This window comes from Bacteroides sp. AN502(2024) (assembly GCF_041227145.1).
Taxonomy (GTDB): domain Bacteria; phylum Bacteroidota; class Bacteroidia; order Bacteroidales; family Bacteroidaceae; genus Bacteroides.
On sequence record NZ_JBGFSP010000011.1, the window covers coordinates 20,781 to 35,496 of the forward strand.

A 14,716-nucleotide genomic window follows, 5' to 3' on the forward strand; every position below is an offset into this window, starting at 1 on the left:
AATCTTTTTATTTATCTGTTACGTTTACAATCCAAGTCCACCCAAATTGAATAACAATTAAAACAAGCCACATATGCCAACACATGTTAAAAGTCCATGATGGGAGAAAATCTGTATTTAGAAGCCAATGGTCTATAACGTAAACAGCCCAATAAAGAATTATAAAAACGTAAAGAGGAGAAGTGGACTTGTTAATCATTGCTTGATAACAATTGTGATAATGAATATTGTATTCATCTTTAGTAGGGTATTGTTGTTTCAATTCTTTCAGATATTTTAAAGCCCCCATATATCTTTCCAATCTGAGTAAAATTGTTGATTTAAGATTTAAAATCGCTTCATATATTTCTTTGTAATCTTCTTTGCTAATGAGGTTTATTCCTTTTCCCAAAACAGATAAAGCATCATCAATATAAGATAGTGAGTCTTTACAATATCCGTTTTCTGCAAGATTTTTTCCATATTGAAAATAGACGCCTACCAATGAGAGGACTTCATTGCGATTTTGTCCTTTTTCCATTGAACGGATTTCCATATTATATTTTTCCAAAAACTGTTCGATTCCAATTGTTCCATCGAACAACGCTTTTGTCGCTTCTACTATATTCCAATTTCCCATCGCTTCAATTTCTATTTTACCATTATGATTTATTTCTGTACACTCAACTTTTTTGGGTATTCCATCTTGTGGTAGGCTATATGCAACCCTATAGCCAAGAGTATTCGTTATTGCACTTGATACTATCAAAGTAATAGCTGTGTCTATAATTCTTCTTCTACTATATCATTCATAATCTGCCTAAACACATCCCCTGCCATCAATCCACCGCTTGCAGGCAATCCTTTCTTGCGAATGGAAACGATAATGCTGTATTTCGGGCTATCGGTAGGGAAGTAACCACAAAACTCCACAGCATATTCATCATTTGGAAGGCGGACTGTTCCCGTTGCTCCTGCCACTTTGACCTTATCAGATTTGGCAGGTTTGGCTAATCCATCGGTAACGGCATATTCCAATGTCTGCTTCACACTGTCAACGGATGCGGCAGTACCTTTGGCAATGGCATTGTAGAAGGTCAGGTTCTGCAATGGAGTGGTGAGGATGCCATATCCCAGAGGATTATAAACAAAGCTTGTGTCTTTCACTTGATAACCGTATCTGGCAAGTGTCTCCGCAAAGGCTCGTTCATCCCCAAACGCCTTTCTGACAGTTTTATAATTGGCAATGTTGGAAGCGACTCCCACACCTTGCTCCACTGTAATTTCTCCATATCCACCCCGATGCCAATTACGGTCTAATAATGTATCTTTATCAATAACTAAAATTCCATTTCCAACATCCACCGTATCGGATAGTTTGACTGTCTTTGTCTCCAGTGCAGCCAAAAGTGAGGCGATGCGCACCAATCCCGATTCTTGCAGGATGGAATCAGAACCGACAGAAGCTTTGATTTCACCCGTTTGAACTTCCATTACAATAACCTGACCCGATATAGCGTTAAGTTCGGACAACTTATTTTGCAGGATGGAATCAACTTTCACCTGCAATGTGCTGTCTATGGTAGAAACCGGGGCTGCACTTATCTTGGTAAACCTGTAAGCCGTAAAGACGACAAGTAATATCAGCAAAACTCCTACCATACAAACTATAATGGTTTTCCATCCTGTCAGCCCTCCCTTAGTCCGATCATGAGGTGAGGCTTCTTTCTCAGCATGTTCAGCCACTACCGAAGCCACCATCAAATCATTCACTACGTCCTTCTCTTCTATTCCTCTCTCCACCTTATCAACCGGAATGAGAATGCAAGTATAATTATCTTTTGTCCTGCCATTGCAGATGTCCTTGATTGCTTGCAACTTTTCGGTGTCAGTAAGCTTTTTGTCTGCCAATATCGAACACAGTTCGTCATTCGTCAACTGCTCCAAAACACCGTCGCAGCAAAGGAAGAAATAATCTCCCTCTTCCACATCCGAAAAATTAAATACATCAGCTTTGGAGCGATGTGGTAAGTTGGGTTGCATGGCACGGGTTATCACATTCTTCTGAGGGAAATTCCGTGCTTCCTCTTCCGTCAACTCACCGGCCTTCAGTAGGTCATTAACCAGCGAATGGTCGGAAGACTGATACAAGATGCCGAGCCGGTCATTGGCTTTATCCACATACGAAGGACGGATATGGTAAATGCGGCTGTCACCAATATGGGCAACCAGATAACCACCCCGATGCAGGCAAAGGCAAACCATGGTGGTTCCCATCTTTCTCATCGCATTGTCATCCTTTTTGTCCAGTTCGTCGTATGCACGGTCCAATGCTTCTTTAAAAAGCTCCGGAGACATGAATCCATCTTTCGGATAGTGGCATTCCAAATACCGTCCCAATGCCATACATATCGTCCGGCTCGCCACTTCTCCATGCTCATGCCCTCCCATGCCGTCACACAGAATAAAGAGACGGTTCTTGGGGTTTAATTGTTTCATAGAAGGATAGGTGCAATCCTCCTGATTGTCTTTTTGCCCTATTTCGCTAAATCCAATTGGCTTTCTGATAGTTATATTCATACGTTTATACTATTTGAGTCGCTTCTTCGTCTGTCGCCTCCAGATAGACGTCCGTCTTTCCTAAGGTTAGCTTGTCACCTAACTGTAGTTTCAAAATATCATTCCGCTGAATGGGCTTTCCATTCAGGGCAATGACATTCTTTGAATTTATCTCCACAAGGTGATGCTCAATGCCATGCACTGTTTTCACCACGTCTATCCGAAGGTGGCGACGGCTCATGTATTCGTCATGAGTAATCTGAATATCCGCATCGCTGTTTTTAGCAATGCGCCCGATGATGTTCACTCCCATTTTCAGCGGGCAATGTTGTTCTGTACCATCGACTCTTATTTGTCCGATATCAAAGTTCTGCGGCACCCTGTATCCCGGCAACTGCGTCTCCTCCTCTGCGCTTCCCAGACCGCCTTTTGCAATCGCACCGCCCTGATACACGTTGGCCTTTGCCTTGAAATGGCAAATGGGGCATTCCACTATCTTCTCCTCATAGCCGGGCGCTTCCGGAAAAGAGAGACGGGTGCGGCAATTGGGGCAAACTAAAAACATCTTTCTCATACGATTCTATCACTCATGCCATTGAACTAATGTCTGCATCGTTCACATAATCCGGCATCCCGTCATTACAAGCAGTCATCATCCCCGGGTTTGGGCTTGAAATCATCTGTTGCAAGTCGGCAGTAGTGATACGGGCATCAGACACATCATAGATCTCATTTTCACTTATCTGTCCGTCTCGGTTTTCGTCTATCATGATTACATCCATCATCCCGTTGTTGTCCACATCCACCAGCAGACTTTGGTTCCCCTCCACTTCCACGGCAGCCACGGTCATGGGGTTCCCTTGCTGATCCGTCACAGCCTCTACGCCCAGTATCTTTATGCTCTCATTGGTGGCAGACTGTTCATCCACCAGTTCCGCATGGCTCTCCATCCGTGGCTTTTCCATCCCTGAGTTTGCCACAGCGGTTCTTTCCTCCGGTTCCCCAGCTATTGTCCGATAATCTATTTTAGCCTGATACTGTGCCCGTTCCTCCATAGACATACCGTTCCACTCTTCTTCATAATACGTGCCATATACATGTCCCCGCCATTCAAACGCGCCTCCCGCACCTACCTGCCTTCGCGCATCGGCAAAGGCTTCATCAAACGAGGCGTCATCATTCACTTGCGCAATGCGCACTCCTTCATTCGTAGCCAATAGTACATCTTCTTGGTTGGGCACGGACGCGACAACTTCTTCTTGCACCTCCGTTTGTACATTCTCGGCTGTATTTTGCGCCGTTTCCTCCACTTGCGTTTCGGCAGAAGGAACAATCTCTTCCGTTTCTGCCTGACCTGTAGCTGCAAAAGCACTACCGGTAACACCACTTGCCACACCGGTGGCATATCCGCCTACGGCATAAGCCATTTTCCCACCCACATTTCTTTTCTGTGGATTGTTGTTCTCTGTTTCCTCTTGGGGGTGATTCAGAATTTTAGTTTCTTCTTTATCCATGATCTCAGAGTTTTAATCGTCACTTTACTATATATCAATATTTGTTTAAACATTTGTTTTCTCATCTGCTTGTAACACCTCTTACAGAGCGCCCGACATAATAGGGTGCCGTAGAATAAGCATCCACACCGCATTTGGCAATGATACAATAAACAGCCTGATGCTTATGAGACTTATCAACCATCGCACTCCAATAATAGCCATAATTCTCAGAGAAATAGGTTTTACAACCATAACGACGTCCCGCACATGGCAAGAAAATCTTTTGCCGTGTGCTACCTGTTATGATGTAACCCGAGATAGAAGGCAATTCAACCCATTCCCAGTTACAACAAAGAATCAATTCATTCCATTGATCCGGAGTAGGAAGACACCAATCTTTTCCAAACCGATGAGTAACAATATCATATTCAGTTCCTGCAATATTGTCGGGAAAAGAACGGCCGTCCAAGTAATAACTTTCAGACATTTCCTCACCGGAGACATCTCCCCAACAATACAATGGTCCTTTATCCGCTGTACACAGGCTACCCACATTACAACTGCCCCATTTTACACTCAATCCTAAATCCACTGCGGTTAGTGTTCCTAAATCCTGCACCCCTAAAGATGAAAGTGAAAAACTTATTTCTTCAAAGCCTTTCTTGAAAGGATGAAGCAATAGTGTTTCTTCCCTATTGGCTATAAGAGGAACCTCAAATGGATTTTGTTCCTTTGAAAATGATGTACCGGATGTTGCATCAAAAGCATTGCAAACTCTATGCTGCTTTTCTCGGAGATTTACCAGTTCAAATAGATTCAAAAACTCTGTAATGTTTTGAGGGCGTTTCTTTCTGACTGGGTCCATCGCTTTAGCAATGGCTTTTTGCACCTTTAAACTTATACTACCACTCATCTCCGGCAATCCTTCGTTCAAAACAACACTTGCATCAGGAGGAGTTTGTCCAGTTAGCATTTTATAGAGAGTAGCTCCCAAGGCATATATGTCAGTAGTAGGAGAGAACGTACCTACTCCTCCCATGCGCAATTGCTCCAAAGGTGCATAGCCCACGCTTACTCCGACTGGAGTTGTGCTCGTCTGTTCTCCATTTGCATCGTAGCATTTAGACAACCCAAAATCTATCAATACAACTTTTCCTTCTTTATTCAGCAATATGTTGTCGGGCTTTATATCCAGATGATTCATTTGTTGTTGATGAATATAATCAAGAGCGTCGGCTATTTGCAGAACATACGAAAGTGCCTCATCTTCAGAAAGAGTCCCTTTCTCCTTGATATAGTCGCCCAACGATCCTTTGTCATGATATTCCATTACATAGTAAGCCGTATTGTTTGCTTCAAAAATGTCCACTACCTTTATTATATGTGGATGATTCAGCTTGGCTATGTTATGAGCTTCTTTTATGAACTTCTGCTTAAAGCGTTCTACCTGCTGTTTGCTACCAATGGAAGGAATCGTTACGACATCGTTTCCTTCTTCTCTGTAGCAAATTTCTTTCATAAAGAATTCTTTGATAGCCACTTTTATGTCTGTCTCTATCTTTCCGATAGAGCCTTCAATGACAACGTGTTGTGAGGCAAGATAGGTGATTCCAAAACCACCTTGACCCAATACTTTTTCTATTTTATATTTTCCTCCTTTAAGGAGCGTGTTTTTATGAAGTTGTTGCATAATTATATAATTTGCTTATTAACAAGTAGCTTGGTTAGTTCAGCTTCTTCTACAGGAGTTATACCAAAACCTAAATTATTAGTTTCTAAAAACTCCCATTTAAGCATATAGTTACAACCTGCATTTGTGTCTTTTTTAGTCAACAAATCATTGTATATGCTTTCCTTGATTTTATCTGAAAAATGAACTTCTTTCAACCTGTTTTCCCTTGTGAGTGCAGCAAGTATCAAGATACGTTCTTTGTTAAAAAACAAATGTAATTTAGTTAATGGTCTTCTGATACAATATAAACTACATAATATCAATTTTGATTGCTCGTCATACAAATCTTCGGATATTATTTTATTATTTTCGTTAATTATACGTACTATCATATGCTTAATATTTAATCAATAAAAGAACTACCAAATTGCTACCATACTGTTTTATAAATATTTTTACAAATATTGAATAGCAAGGTAAGTGATACCAAAATCACCATGGCCCAATACTTTCTCTATCTTATATTTCCCCTTTGGAGGAATTTGTTTTTAGGTAATTGTTGCATATATCACCTATAATTGTTGTTTATCTACTATTTCTTTAACTTTATAATCATTTGGATAGGTATTCGCTTCTTCAATTGTTATGCATTTCCATACTTTTGCTAAACGATAAATTGGATAAGGATAACAGGTTCCATCCTCAAAATTGAAATCTAACTCATCAAACTCTTTTTCTAAAACGAGTTGTGCTAAATCTATTTTCGTTGGTGCTATAACAATAATATCATCCGGTGAAACCTTTGAAAAATCAAAACTATTTCCTCTTATCCTCCATTCTCTCAACCATGTATAATCATGTTCGTCTAAGTCTAATTTCTCAAATCTCCACCTTAAAGAATCGTCCAATAAATTATACTCTTTCAAATCACCATATATTACAGGACGAGCTTTATATTCTCTAATAAGCATATCTCTATCAAAACCTATGCCAAATTTAGAATACATCGGATTCCTCCAAGGATAGAATGAATACATGTAGTTAAATTGCTCTATAGAATGACTAAGCGGAGATTCTGTAAAACAGATATATTCAAGTTCATTTGATTTCAAACATCTTTCAGATAAGATATTTATCATTATATCTATAGGTTCTTCGATACTTGTAAAATGGAACAAATAGGGAGACAAATCAGGTTTTCTCTTTCTTATGTTTTCACTAGGATTTTTCATAATACTGATAATTCTACTTTATAATCCGAAATAATCCAATATTTCATTTTCAATCTGATGACGACATCCGTCAGCAATCATTACTTGACACCAATATTTTGCTTTATTTAAATTCCGATATTCCTCTTTTTTATAATATATGTTCACCAATATAGAACGAGCAGCACGTCCTTCACTAGTTTTTACATTAGCTGCTTTTTCATACCATTCAATAGCCTTGTTGTAGTCAATAACTTTACCTCTAATTACACCCCTATAATAATTTCCCAATTCTTGGTAAGCTTGTGCATAACCTTTCCCTGCTGCTTTTTGCCACCAATAAAGAGCATTTGTATCTAGCCCCTCCATAAAATAACATTCTCCCAAAAAAGTTTGTGCTTCAAGATGTCCATTAGAAGCCGCCTTTTCTAACCACCTATATCCTCTTTCTTTATCCGTAGAATTAAGAGAATGAAGTCCAATACCACCGCTAAGATACAGTCTCCCTAATTTGTACATAGCATCAAAAGAACCTTTATCTGCAGCTTTCTCCCACCACATAACTCCATTATCTTTATTTCCTCCTGCCCATGTATACCATTCTCCTAAATAATACATAGACTTCACATGCCCTTCTTTCGCTGCTTTTTCAAATAAAGGTATAGCTTTCTTTTTGATAGGTATTTGACTATTATTATATAGCCTCAATCCTTTGCTATAAAGTTCTTCTGGCGTTTCTTCTGACCGTTTCTTTTCTTCTTGTTTACGGATTTCAGCAAGTCGTGCCTGTTCTTCAATAGCATTAATGGAATCTATTCTTTTCTTTTCAATTTCTTTCATACGAGCAGCTGCAATAGAATCATTAATTAATTGTTGCTTCATCTCTATGACCTTTGTTACATGGTCGGTTTCTTCTGATTTCTCAGAGTCATTCCAAAAATAAGAGGTAATAACAAAGACTAAGAATGGAGCTATAAACCATTTCCAAGAAAATTTTTCTTTCTGCTTTTCCGTTGGTTCAAATGAAATCGTTGGCTTTGATCTATCATCAACATATTCAGATAGTTGTTTTCTTTCCTTATTTTCTGGTTGATTCAGTATCATTGTAGCTTCATTTTCACTCTGCTTATACTGAACCTTAACATCATCTTGAACAGTATCTGTATTTTGAGTTGAAACATTTAAGTCTTTTAAAAATTCATCAATACTATTCGGTCTATCCACCTTACGAGGCTGCATCGCTCTCTTTATGGTTTCCACAACTGATGATGAAAGGGAAGTTGGCAATGAAGGCAATCCCTCATCCAATATATCCATAGCTTGTGGAGGAGTATTACCTGTTACCAATTTATAAAGAGTAGCACCAAGAGCATAAATATCAGTTTGCGGTGAGAAGGCACTCACTCCACCTTGTTTATACTGTTCCATCGGAGCATAGCCATGACTGATACCAACCGGTGTGGTACTTGTCTGTCCACCTTGGGCATCATATTGTTTGGATAAACCGAAGTCAATGAGAATCACTCTGTAATCTCCTTGACGAATCATGATATTACTCGGCTTAATATCCAAATGATTAATGTTATGTTGATGGATATACTTCAAAGCATCTGCCACCCGCTCAATATATGACACAGCTTCTTTTTCGGGCAATGCACCTCTGCGATTAACCATATCATTCAATGATTCCCCTTCCACATAGTCCATCACATAATAGGCCGTATTGTTTTCCTTGAAAATATCGTGAATCTTGATGATATTACGATGATCAAGCTGCGAGATGGTACGTGCCTCTTTGATGAACTTGGTCATGAGGCGTTCCACCATTTCCCGGGTGCTCTGCGTGCCGAGTGTGACGTGGCTGGTGGCTTCGTCGCGTTCGCAATACTCCTTGTAAAAGAATTCCTTGATGCAGACCTTGCGGTCCAACAACTCTTGTGAAGCAAGGTAGGTGATTCCAAAGCCCCCTTGCCCCAACACTTTCTCTATCTTGTATTTGCCGCCCTGAAGGAGGCTGTTTATCTTCAACTGTTGCATCTGCTGACTTATTTGTTGTTGTTTTACGAATTATCCAAGCTATTGAATAGATGATTTGACACCTGAATAAGTGTCTATAAAATCTTTTGTTTCATTTATAACTTATTCCGTACTTTTTTAATGCATCTTTCGCTTCTTCATGCCCTTGCTCGGCCGCTTACGTGAACAGCAAGAAGCCCCCGGCAAATTTTTGAGCTGCCGAGGGCTCGCAAGTGGAATATTTTACAAACATTGTTTCATTCTATATTGTTAATTTGAGACAGGACGAATCGTTAATCCATATCCAAACCGAAGAAGTCTTACTTCGGTTAAATATTCTTTTCCGAATAAAAGTGCAAATGCTGAATTATCATCATTTGATGTACTACTCCAATAATCGCCTGCATTTTTATCCCTATATGATATTTCTGTTTTACTATCACCTGCAGGTAGAAAAATGGAATTACTATTAGGACCAGTAATTATATAACCTTTTATATTATTTTCATCAAACCATTCCCAATCGCATTTGTCTTTAAGCTCAATAAATTCAGATTTTGTAGGCATTCTCCAAGTTCCTCCCCATTTGTTATGTACTACATCAATCGATGAACCTGATATATCCATACTAGATAATTCTTTTATATTACTATAATTGATACCATATTTAGCTTTAGTTGAAGTTTCTCCCCATGAGTAATAATCACCAAAATCATATGGATAATTAGCTCCAATATTACGTGTTGCCCATTTGACACTCAATCCAATATCAACATACTCATATTTATTTATCCTTCCCATTGAATTTTTACCATAAACCACCATATACTTTTTTAATTGCATAGCATTACTTTTTGCTAGTTCTTCTCCTTGCTCTGCGGCTTTACTAAACCATTCAAAGGCTTTTACATAATCCTGAGATATTCCATATCCATATTCATACATAAGCCCTAAATTGCGTTGCGCAACTGCATTTCCTTGCTCAGCGGATTTTCTATACCACTCTACCGCTTTTACCAAATCTTTTTCCACACCTTCACCGTATTCATAACAATAGCCCAAATTACATTGCGCTTCTGCATTTCCTTGCTCAGCGGATTTTCTATACCACTCTACCGCTTTTACCAAATCTTTTTCCACACCTTTACCGTTATCATAGCAAACTCCCAAATTGAATTGCGCACTTGCATCTCCTTGCTCGGCGGCTTTTCTACACCATTCTACCGCTTTTACCAGATTTTTCTCCACACCTTTACCGTTATCATAGCAAACTCCCAAATTGTATTGCGCTGTTGCATCTCCTTGCTCGGCGGCTTTCCTATACCATTCAACAGCTTTTCCAGGATTCTTATCCACGCCTTCACCGTTAGCATAGCAAACTCCCAAATTGAATTGCGCTTTTGCATGTCCTTGCTCGGCGGCTTTTCTAAACCATTCTACTGCTTTTACCGGATTCTTATCCACACCTTCACCGTAAGCATAGCAAACTCCCAACTTGAATTGTGCACTTGCATTTCCTTTTTTGGCAGCCTTCTCAAAATAAGGAATCGCCTCTGCATAAAGTGAATTTTCATAATATTCTATTCCTTTCTGATACAAATCTTCAGCAAAAGGGCGAATAGAAAAGAATACACCTGTTATACCTAAAAGACAGACTAAAAACCAAACTTTTTTATGCTTACCGCTTTCCTTCTTCTTTGTATCAGTAATAATAGCTTGTGGTTCAGAATGAACAGTTCCTTTCACATCCTCAGCCTGAATCATTTTCGTTTCTTCTTCCTCCTCATAGACCGTTTCCGATGATTGATGTTTCTCTTCCAAAACAGAACTGTTATGCACATCCAGCAGAGAAACAAAAGCATCCACATCTCTCGGCCGGTCTTTCTTCTTCACCTGCATGGCACATTCTATGGCATTCTTCACCCCATCGGAAAGACGGGGAGGCAATGCGGGAAGCCCTTCGTTCAACACATCGCTTGCCTGCGGAGGGGTGTCACCCGTCACCAGCTTGTAAAGCGTTGCACCTAAAGAATAGATATCCGTTTGAGGTGAGAAATTGCTTACACCGCCGACGTTGTATTGCTCCATCGGGGCATAACCGTGGCTGATGCCTACGGGAGTCGTGCTTGTCTGGTCACCGCCAAAATCATATTGCTTGGAGAGGCCGAAATCAATGAGAATGACATGACCGGAACAATCTACCATGATATTCCCCGGCTTGATATCCAAATGAAGGAGGTTTTTGCCGTGTATGTAACTCAGTGCATCCGCCACCTGCCTGATATAATCCACCGCTTCCGCTTCGGATAACATGCCATCGCGGTTCACCCTTTCAGCCAAGGATTCCCCCTCAATATATTCCATCACATAATAAGCCGTATTGTTCTCCTTGAAAATATCGTGAATACGGATGATATGAGGATGGTTAAGCTGCGAGATGGTACGCGCCTCTTTGATGAACTTGGTCATAAAGCGTTCCACCACTTCCCGGTTGCTCTGTGTGCCGAGCGTGACATGACTGGTGGCTTCGTCACGTTCGCAATACTCCTTGTAAAAGAATTCCTTGATGCAGACCTTGCGATCCAACAACTCTTGTGAGGCAAGGTAGGTGATTCCAAAACCACCTTGCCCCAACACTTTCTCTATCTTGTATTTGCCTCCTTGAAGGAGGACATTAATTGGTAATTGTTGCATTATTACTATTTTTGAACCAACCTTTTGTTTCCCTATATTTAATGATGTATGGATTTAAAATATGACTTTTGTCTTCAAATCCATACTCACCATAGAATTCTATGTCTATTCTTTCCGTTCTATTTTGCTTGTTTTTATTCCTTTTGTCAAGATAATAGCTCTTTGAAGCACCTGTTCCAGATCCCATTGTATTATGTATGTTTTTTATTATATATTCATGGATTCTGAGAACTTGCAATGCAACTTTCCCTCCTTTTTTCTTCCCAAATTTATCTCTTACTTTTAACGCTAAACTTGCTAATGCAACAATAATCTGTGCACTTGAAATTGGTCGCTTAGATTCAACCAATTCTGAAACATAGTCACTTTGTCCCTTTTGATATTGACATCTAAACCTATTTAAACAATTATCCATGTTTCCTGAGATATTTTATGTACCTTACAACTCTTCCATCATTACTATTCCTTGTCCCTTTGTATAAAACTTACTCTCCCTTTTTATGATTTTTGCAACCCCTTGAAATAGTCCTTCTACAGAATCTGATTTAATTTCATCAAAATTAAGGGAAGACGTTTTCCAATATTGTGTTGCTGTCTGGGCATTTATCCCATTAATCATATATACTGATGAATCAAACCATTTAACACAACCTTTTTCTATTTCTAATGTCAGAAGTATATATTGGGGGTTGCCAAACACATTAGCCCACTCTGCTTCATATTCATCTTTCATTATATCAGAAAATACAAATAAGGATGTCAATCTTGAAGGACAATCTGCAAACTGATTTACTCGAACGTCTTCAAACAAACTCTCCAATTTCTTCTTCTTCTCAGAAAGTTTATTTATATCTCGATTTATTGCTGATGTATCAATAGCTTTGCAATTCTCATAATACTTACAGTAATTATCGTTACTGACTACATGATATATATTCATAGTTCATTATTTAAAGTAGTGATTTCTTTTTTGTAAATTGCTATTTTCTATTCTTAGGGCTGATTCAGAATTTTAGTTTCTTCATTATCCATGATTTCAGAGTTTTTTTGTTGTATCTCTTTAATGCTTCTATCGCCCTTTCATTTCCTTGATCAGCAGACTTTTTCCACCATTCTACAGCTCTTACTATATCCTTTTTTATACCCTCGCCGTTATAATAGCAATGTCCTAAATTAAGTTGCGCATCTGCATTTCCTTGCTCAGCGGCCTTTCTATACCATTCCACCGCTTTTACCGAATCTTTTTCCACGCCTTCACCGCTATTATAACAAATTCCCAAGCAGTATTGCGCATCTGCATCTCCTTGCTCAGCGGCCTTCCTATACCATTCCACCGCTTTTACCGAATCTTTTTCCACGCCTTCACCGCTATTATAACAAATTCCCAAGCAGCATTGCGCATCTGCATTTCCTTGCTCAGCGGCCTTTCTATACCATTCCACCGCTTTTACCGAATCTTTTTCCACGCCTTCACCGCTATTATAACAAATTCCCAAGCAGCATTGCGCATCTGCATTTCCTTGCTCAGCGGCCTTCCTATACCATTCCACCGCTTTTACCGAATCTTTTTCCACACCGTTACCGTAATCATAGCAAACTCCCAATTTGCATTGCGCACCTGCATTTCCTTGCTCAGCGGCCTTCCTATACCATTCTACCGCTTTTACCGAATCTTTTTCCACGCCTTTACCGTAATTATAACAAATCCCCAGGCAGTATTGCGCACCTGCATTTCCTTGCTCAGCGGCCTTCCTATACCATTCCACCGCTTTTACCCAATCGCCTTCACTGATATTATAACACATCCCCAAGCGGTATTGCGCTTCTGCATTCCCCTGCTCAGCGGCCTTCTTATACCATTCCACCGCTTTTACCGAATCTTTTTCCACACCGTTACCGTAATCATAGCAAACTCCCAATTTGCATTGCGCAACCACATATCCTTGATTGGCAGCTTTATCCAAAAAAGGAATTGCTTCCGTATAAAGTGAATTTTTATAATATTCCATTCCTTTCTGATATAAATCTTCAGCGGAAGAGTAAATAGATAGAGTTTGCTCCGGCTCTTTTGCATTCTCAGCCTGAATCACTTTCGTCTCCTTTTCCTCATAGGCCGTTTCCGATGATTGATGTTTCTCTTCCAAAACATAACTGTCATGCATATCCAGCAGAGAAACAAAAGCATCCACATTTTTCGGCCGGTCTTTCTTCTTCACCTGCATAGCACATTCTATGGCATTCTTCACTCCATCGGAAAGACGGGAAGGTAATACGGGAAGTCCCTCGTTCAATACATCGCTTGCTTGCGGAGGGGTATCACCTGTCACCAGCTTGTAGAGCGTTGCCCCTAAAGAATAGATATCCGTTTGAGGTGAGAAATTGCTTACACCGCCGACGTTGTATTGCTCCATCGGGGCATAACCGTGGCTGATGCCTACGGGAGTCGTGCTTGTCTGGTCACCGCCAAAATCATATTGCTTGGAGAGGCCGAAATCAATGAGAATGACATGACCGGAACAATCTACCATGATATTCCCCGGCTTGATATCCAAATGAAGGAGGTTTTTGCCATGTATGTAACTCAGCGCATCCGCCACCTGCCTGATATAATCCACCGCTTCCGCTTCGGACAACATGCCATCGCGGTTCACCTTTTCTGCCAAGGATTCCCCCTCGATATATTCCATCACATAATAAGCCGTGTTGTTCTCCTTGAAGATATCGTGAATGCGGATGATATGAGGATGGTTAAGTTGCGAGATGGTGCGCGCTTCTTTGATGAACTTGGTCATAAAGCGTTCCACCACTTCCCGGTTGCTCTGTGTGCCGAGTGTGACATGACTGGTGGCTTCGTCGCGTTCGCAATACTCCTTGTAAAAGAATTCCTTGATGCAGACCTTGCGATTCAACAACTCTTGTGTGGCAAGGTAGGTGATGCCAAAGCCACCCTGTCCCAGCACTTTCTCTATTTTGTATTTGCCTCCCTGAAGGAGGGTGTTCATCTTTAATTGTCGCATCTGCTAATTTGTCTTTTTTACTTATCAAGACAAATTAATGGAGAATGAATGGAACAAACAATTTATAAACAG

At 40.1% G+C, this 14,716-nt stretch carries 12 protein-coding genes and 1 pseudogene; all 13 read right to left on the minus strand.

From position 1 onward, the window contains the following. Positions 1–7 precede the first annotated feature (7 nt). A complete protein-coding gene (locus AB9N12_RS18045) occupies positions 8–748 on the minus strand; it encodes a hypothetical protein (protein ID WP_369893491.1) in 741 nt (246 codons plus the stop codon). Between the two features lie 14 nt (positions 749–762). Beyond that, positions 763–1,641 carry a penicillin-binding transpeptidase domain-containing protein gene (locus AB9N12_RS18050; RefSeq protein WP_369893574.1) on the minus strand — a complete coding sequence of 293 codons (879 nt, stop codon included), beginning with the start codon at positions 1,639–1,641 and terminating at the stop codon, positions 763–765. 273 nt (positions 1,642–1,914) lie between these two features. Continuing rightward, a pseudogene (locus AB9N12_RS18055) lies at positions 1,915–2,559 on the minus strand (PP2C family serine/threonine-protein phosphatase); the annotation flags it as partial. 4 nt (positions 2,560–2,563) lie between these two features. Then, positions 2,564–3,112, minus strand: a complete 549-nt coding sequence (locus AB9N12_RS18060) for an FHA domain-containing protein (RefSeq protein ID WP_369893492.1) — start codon at positions 3,110–3,112, stop codon at positions 2,564–2,566. Between the two features lie 13 nt (positions 3,113–3,125). Continuing rightward, positions 3,126–4,052, minus strand: a complete 927-nt coding sequence (locus tag AB9N12_RS18065) for a hypothetical protein (RefSeq protein ID WP_369893493.1) — start codon at positions 4,050–4,052, stop codon at positions 3,126–3,128. A 61-nt stretch (positions 4,053–4,113) separates the two neighbouring features. Continuing rightward, positions 4,114–5,724: a serine/threonine protein kinase gene (locus tag AB9N12_RS18070; RefSeq protein ID WP_369893494.1), complete on the minus strand. Its 1,611-nt coding sequence runs from the start codon at positions 5,722–5,724 to the stop codon at positions 4,114–4,116. Positions 5,725–5,726: 2 nt separating this feature from the next. After that, on the minus strand, positions 5,727–6,098 hold the full coding sequence (locus AB9N12_RS18075) for a hypothetical protein (RefSeq protein ID WP_369893495.1): 372 nt from the start codon (positions 6,096–6,098) through the stop codon (positions 5,727–5,729). A 180-nt stretch (positions 6,099–6,278) separates the two neighbouring features. Continuing rightward, on the minus strand, positions 6,279–6,938 hold the full coding sequence (locus tag AB9N12_RS18080; protein ID WP_369893496.1) for a hypothetical protein: 660 nt from the start codon (positions 6,936–6,938) through the stop codon (positions 6,279–6,281). An 18-nt stretch (positions 6,939–6,956) separates the two neighbouring features. After that, positions 6,957–8,954 (minus strand): serine/threonine-protein kinase, encoded by a 1,998-nt coding sequence (locus AB9N12_RS18085; RefSeq protein WP_369893497.1) that lies wholly within the window; start codon positions 8,952–8,954, stop codon positions 6,957–6,959. Positions 8,955–9,203: 249 nt separating this feature from the next. Then, positions 9,204–11,627, minus strand: coding sequence for a protein kinase (locus AB9N12_RS18090; RefSeq protein ID WP_369893498.1), 2,424 nt, complete (start codon positions 11,625–11,627; stop codon positions 9,204–9,206). Beyond that, entirely contained in the window at positions 11,608–12,042 is a 435-nt protein-coding gene (locus tag AB9N12_RS18095; RefSeq protein ID WP_369893499.1) for a hypothetical protein, read from the minus strand. The genes AB9N12_RS18090 and AB9N12_RS18095 overlap by 20 nt, the downstream gene beginning before the upstream one ends. 24 nt (positions 12,043–12,066) lie before the next feature. Next, on the minus strand, positions 12,067–12,567 hold the full coding sequence (locus tag AB9N12_RS18100; protein WP_369893500.1) for a hypothetical protein: 501 nt from the start codon (positions 12,565–12,567) through the stop codon (positions 12,067–12,069). 64 nt (positions 12,568–12,631) lie between these two features. Beyond that, on the minus strand, positions 12,632–14,644 hold the full coding sequence (locus AB9N12_RS18105) for a protein kinase (RefSeq protein WP_369893501.1): 2,013 nt from the start codon (positions 14,642–14,644) through the stop codon (positions 12,632–12,634). Positions 14,645–14,716: the final 72 nt, after the last annotated feature.

Bases quoted from the DNA above. Each gene is read 5' to 3' on its own strand.
- AB9N12_RS18050 (WP_369893574.1), bottom strand. From the start codon at position 1,641: ATGGTAGGAGTTTTGCTGATATTACTTGTCGTCTTTACGGCTTACAGG.
- AB9N12_RS18060 (WP_369893492.1), bottom strand. From the start codon at position 3,112: ATGAGAAAGATGTTTTTAGTTTGCCCCAATTGCCGCACCCGTCTCTCT.
- AB9N12_RS18065 (WP_369893493.1), bottom strand. From the start codon at position 4,052: ATGGATAAAGAAGAAACTAAAATTCTGAATCACCCCCAAGAGGAAACA.
- AB9N12_RS18070 (WP_369893494.1), bottom strand. From the start codon at position 5,724: ATGCAACAACTTCATAAAAACACGCTCCTTAAAGGAGGAAAATATAAA.
- AB9N12_RS18075 (WP_369893495.1), bottom strand. From the start codon at position 6,098: ATGATAGTACGTATAATTAACGAAAATAATAAAATAATATCCGAAGAT.
- AB9N12_RS18080 (WP_369893496.1), bottom strand. From the start codon at position 6,938: ATGAAAAATCCTAGTGAAAACATAAGAAAGAGAAAACCTGATTTGTCT.
- AB9N12_RS18085 (WP_369893497.1), bottom strand. From the start codon at position 8,954: ATGCAACAGTTGAAGATAAACAGCCTCCTTCAGGGCGGCAAATACAAG.
- AB9N12_RS18090 (WP_369893498.1), bottom strand. From the start codon at position 11,627: ATGCAACAATTACCAATTAATGTCCTCCTTCAAGGAGGCAAATACAAG.
- AB9N12_RS18095 (WP_369893499.1), bottom strand. From the start codon at position 12,042: ATGGATAATTGTTTAAATAGGTTTAGATGTCAATATCAAAAGGGACAA.
- AB9N12_RS18100 (WP_369893500.1), bottom strand. From the start codon at position 12,567: ATGAATATATATCATGTAGTCAGTAACGATAATTACTGTAAGTATTAT.
- AB9N12_RS18105 (WP_369893501.1), bottom strand. From the start codon at position 14,644: ATGCGACAATTAAAGATGAACACCCTCCTTCAGGGAGGCAAATACAAA.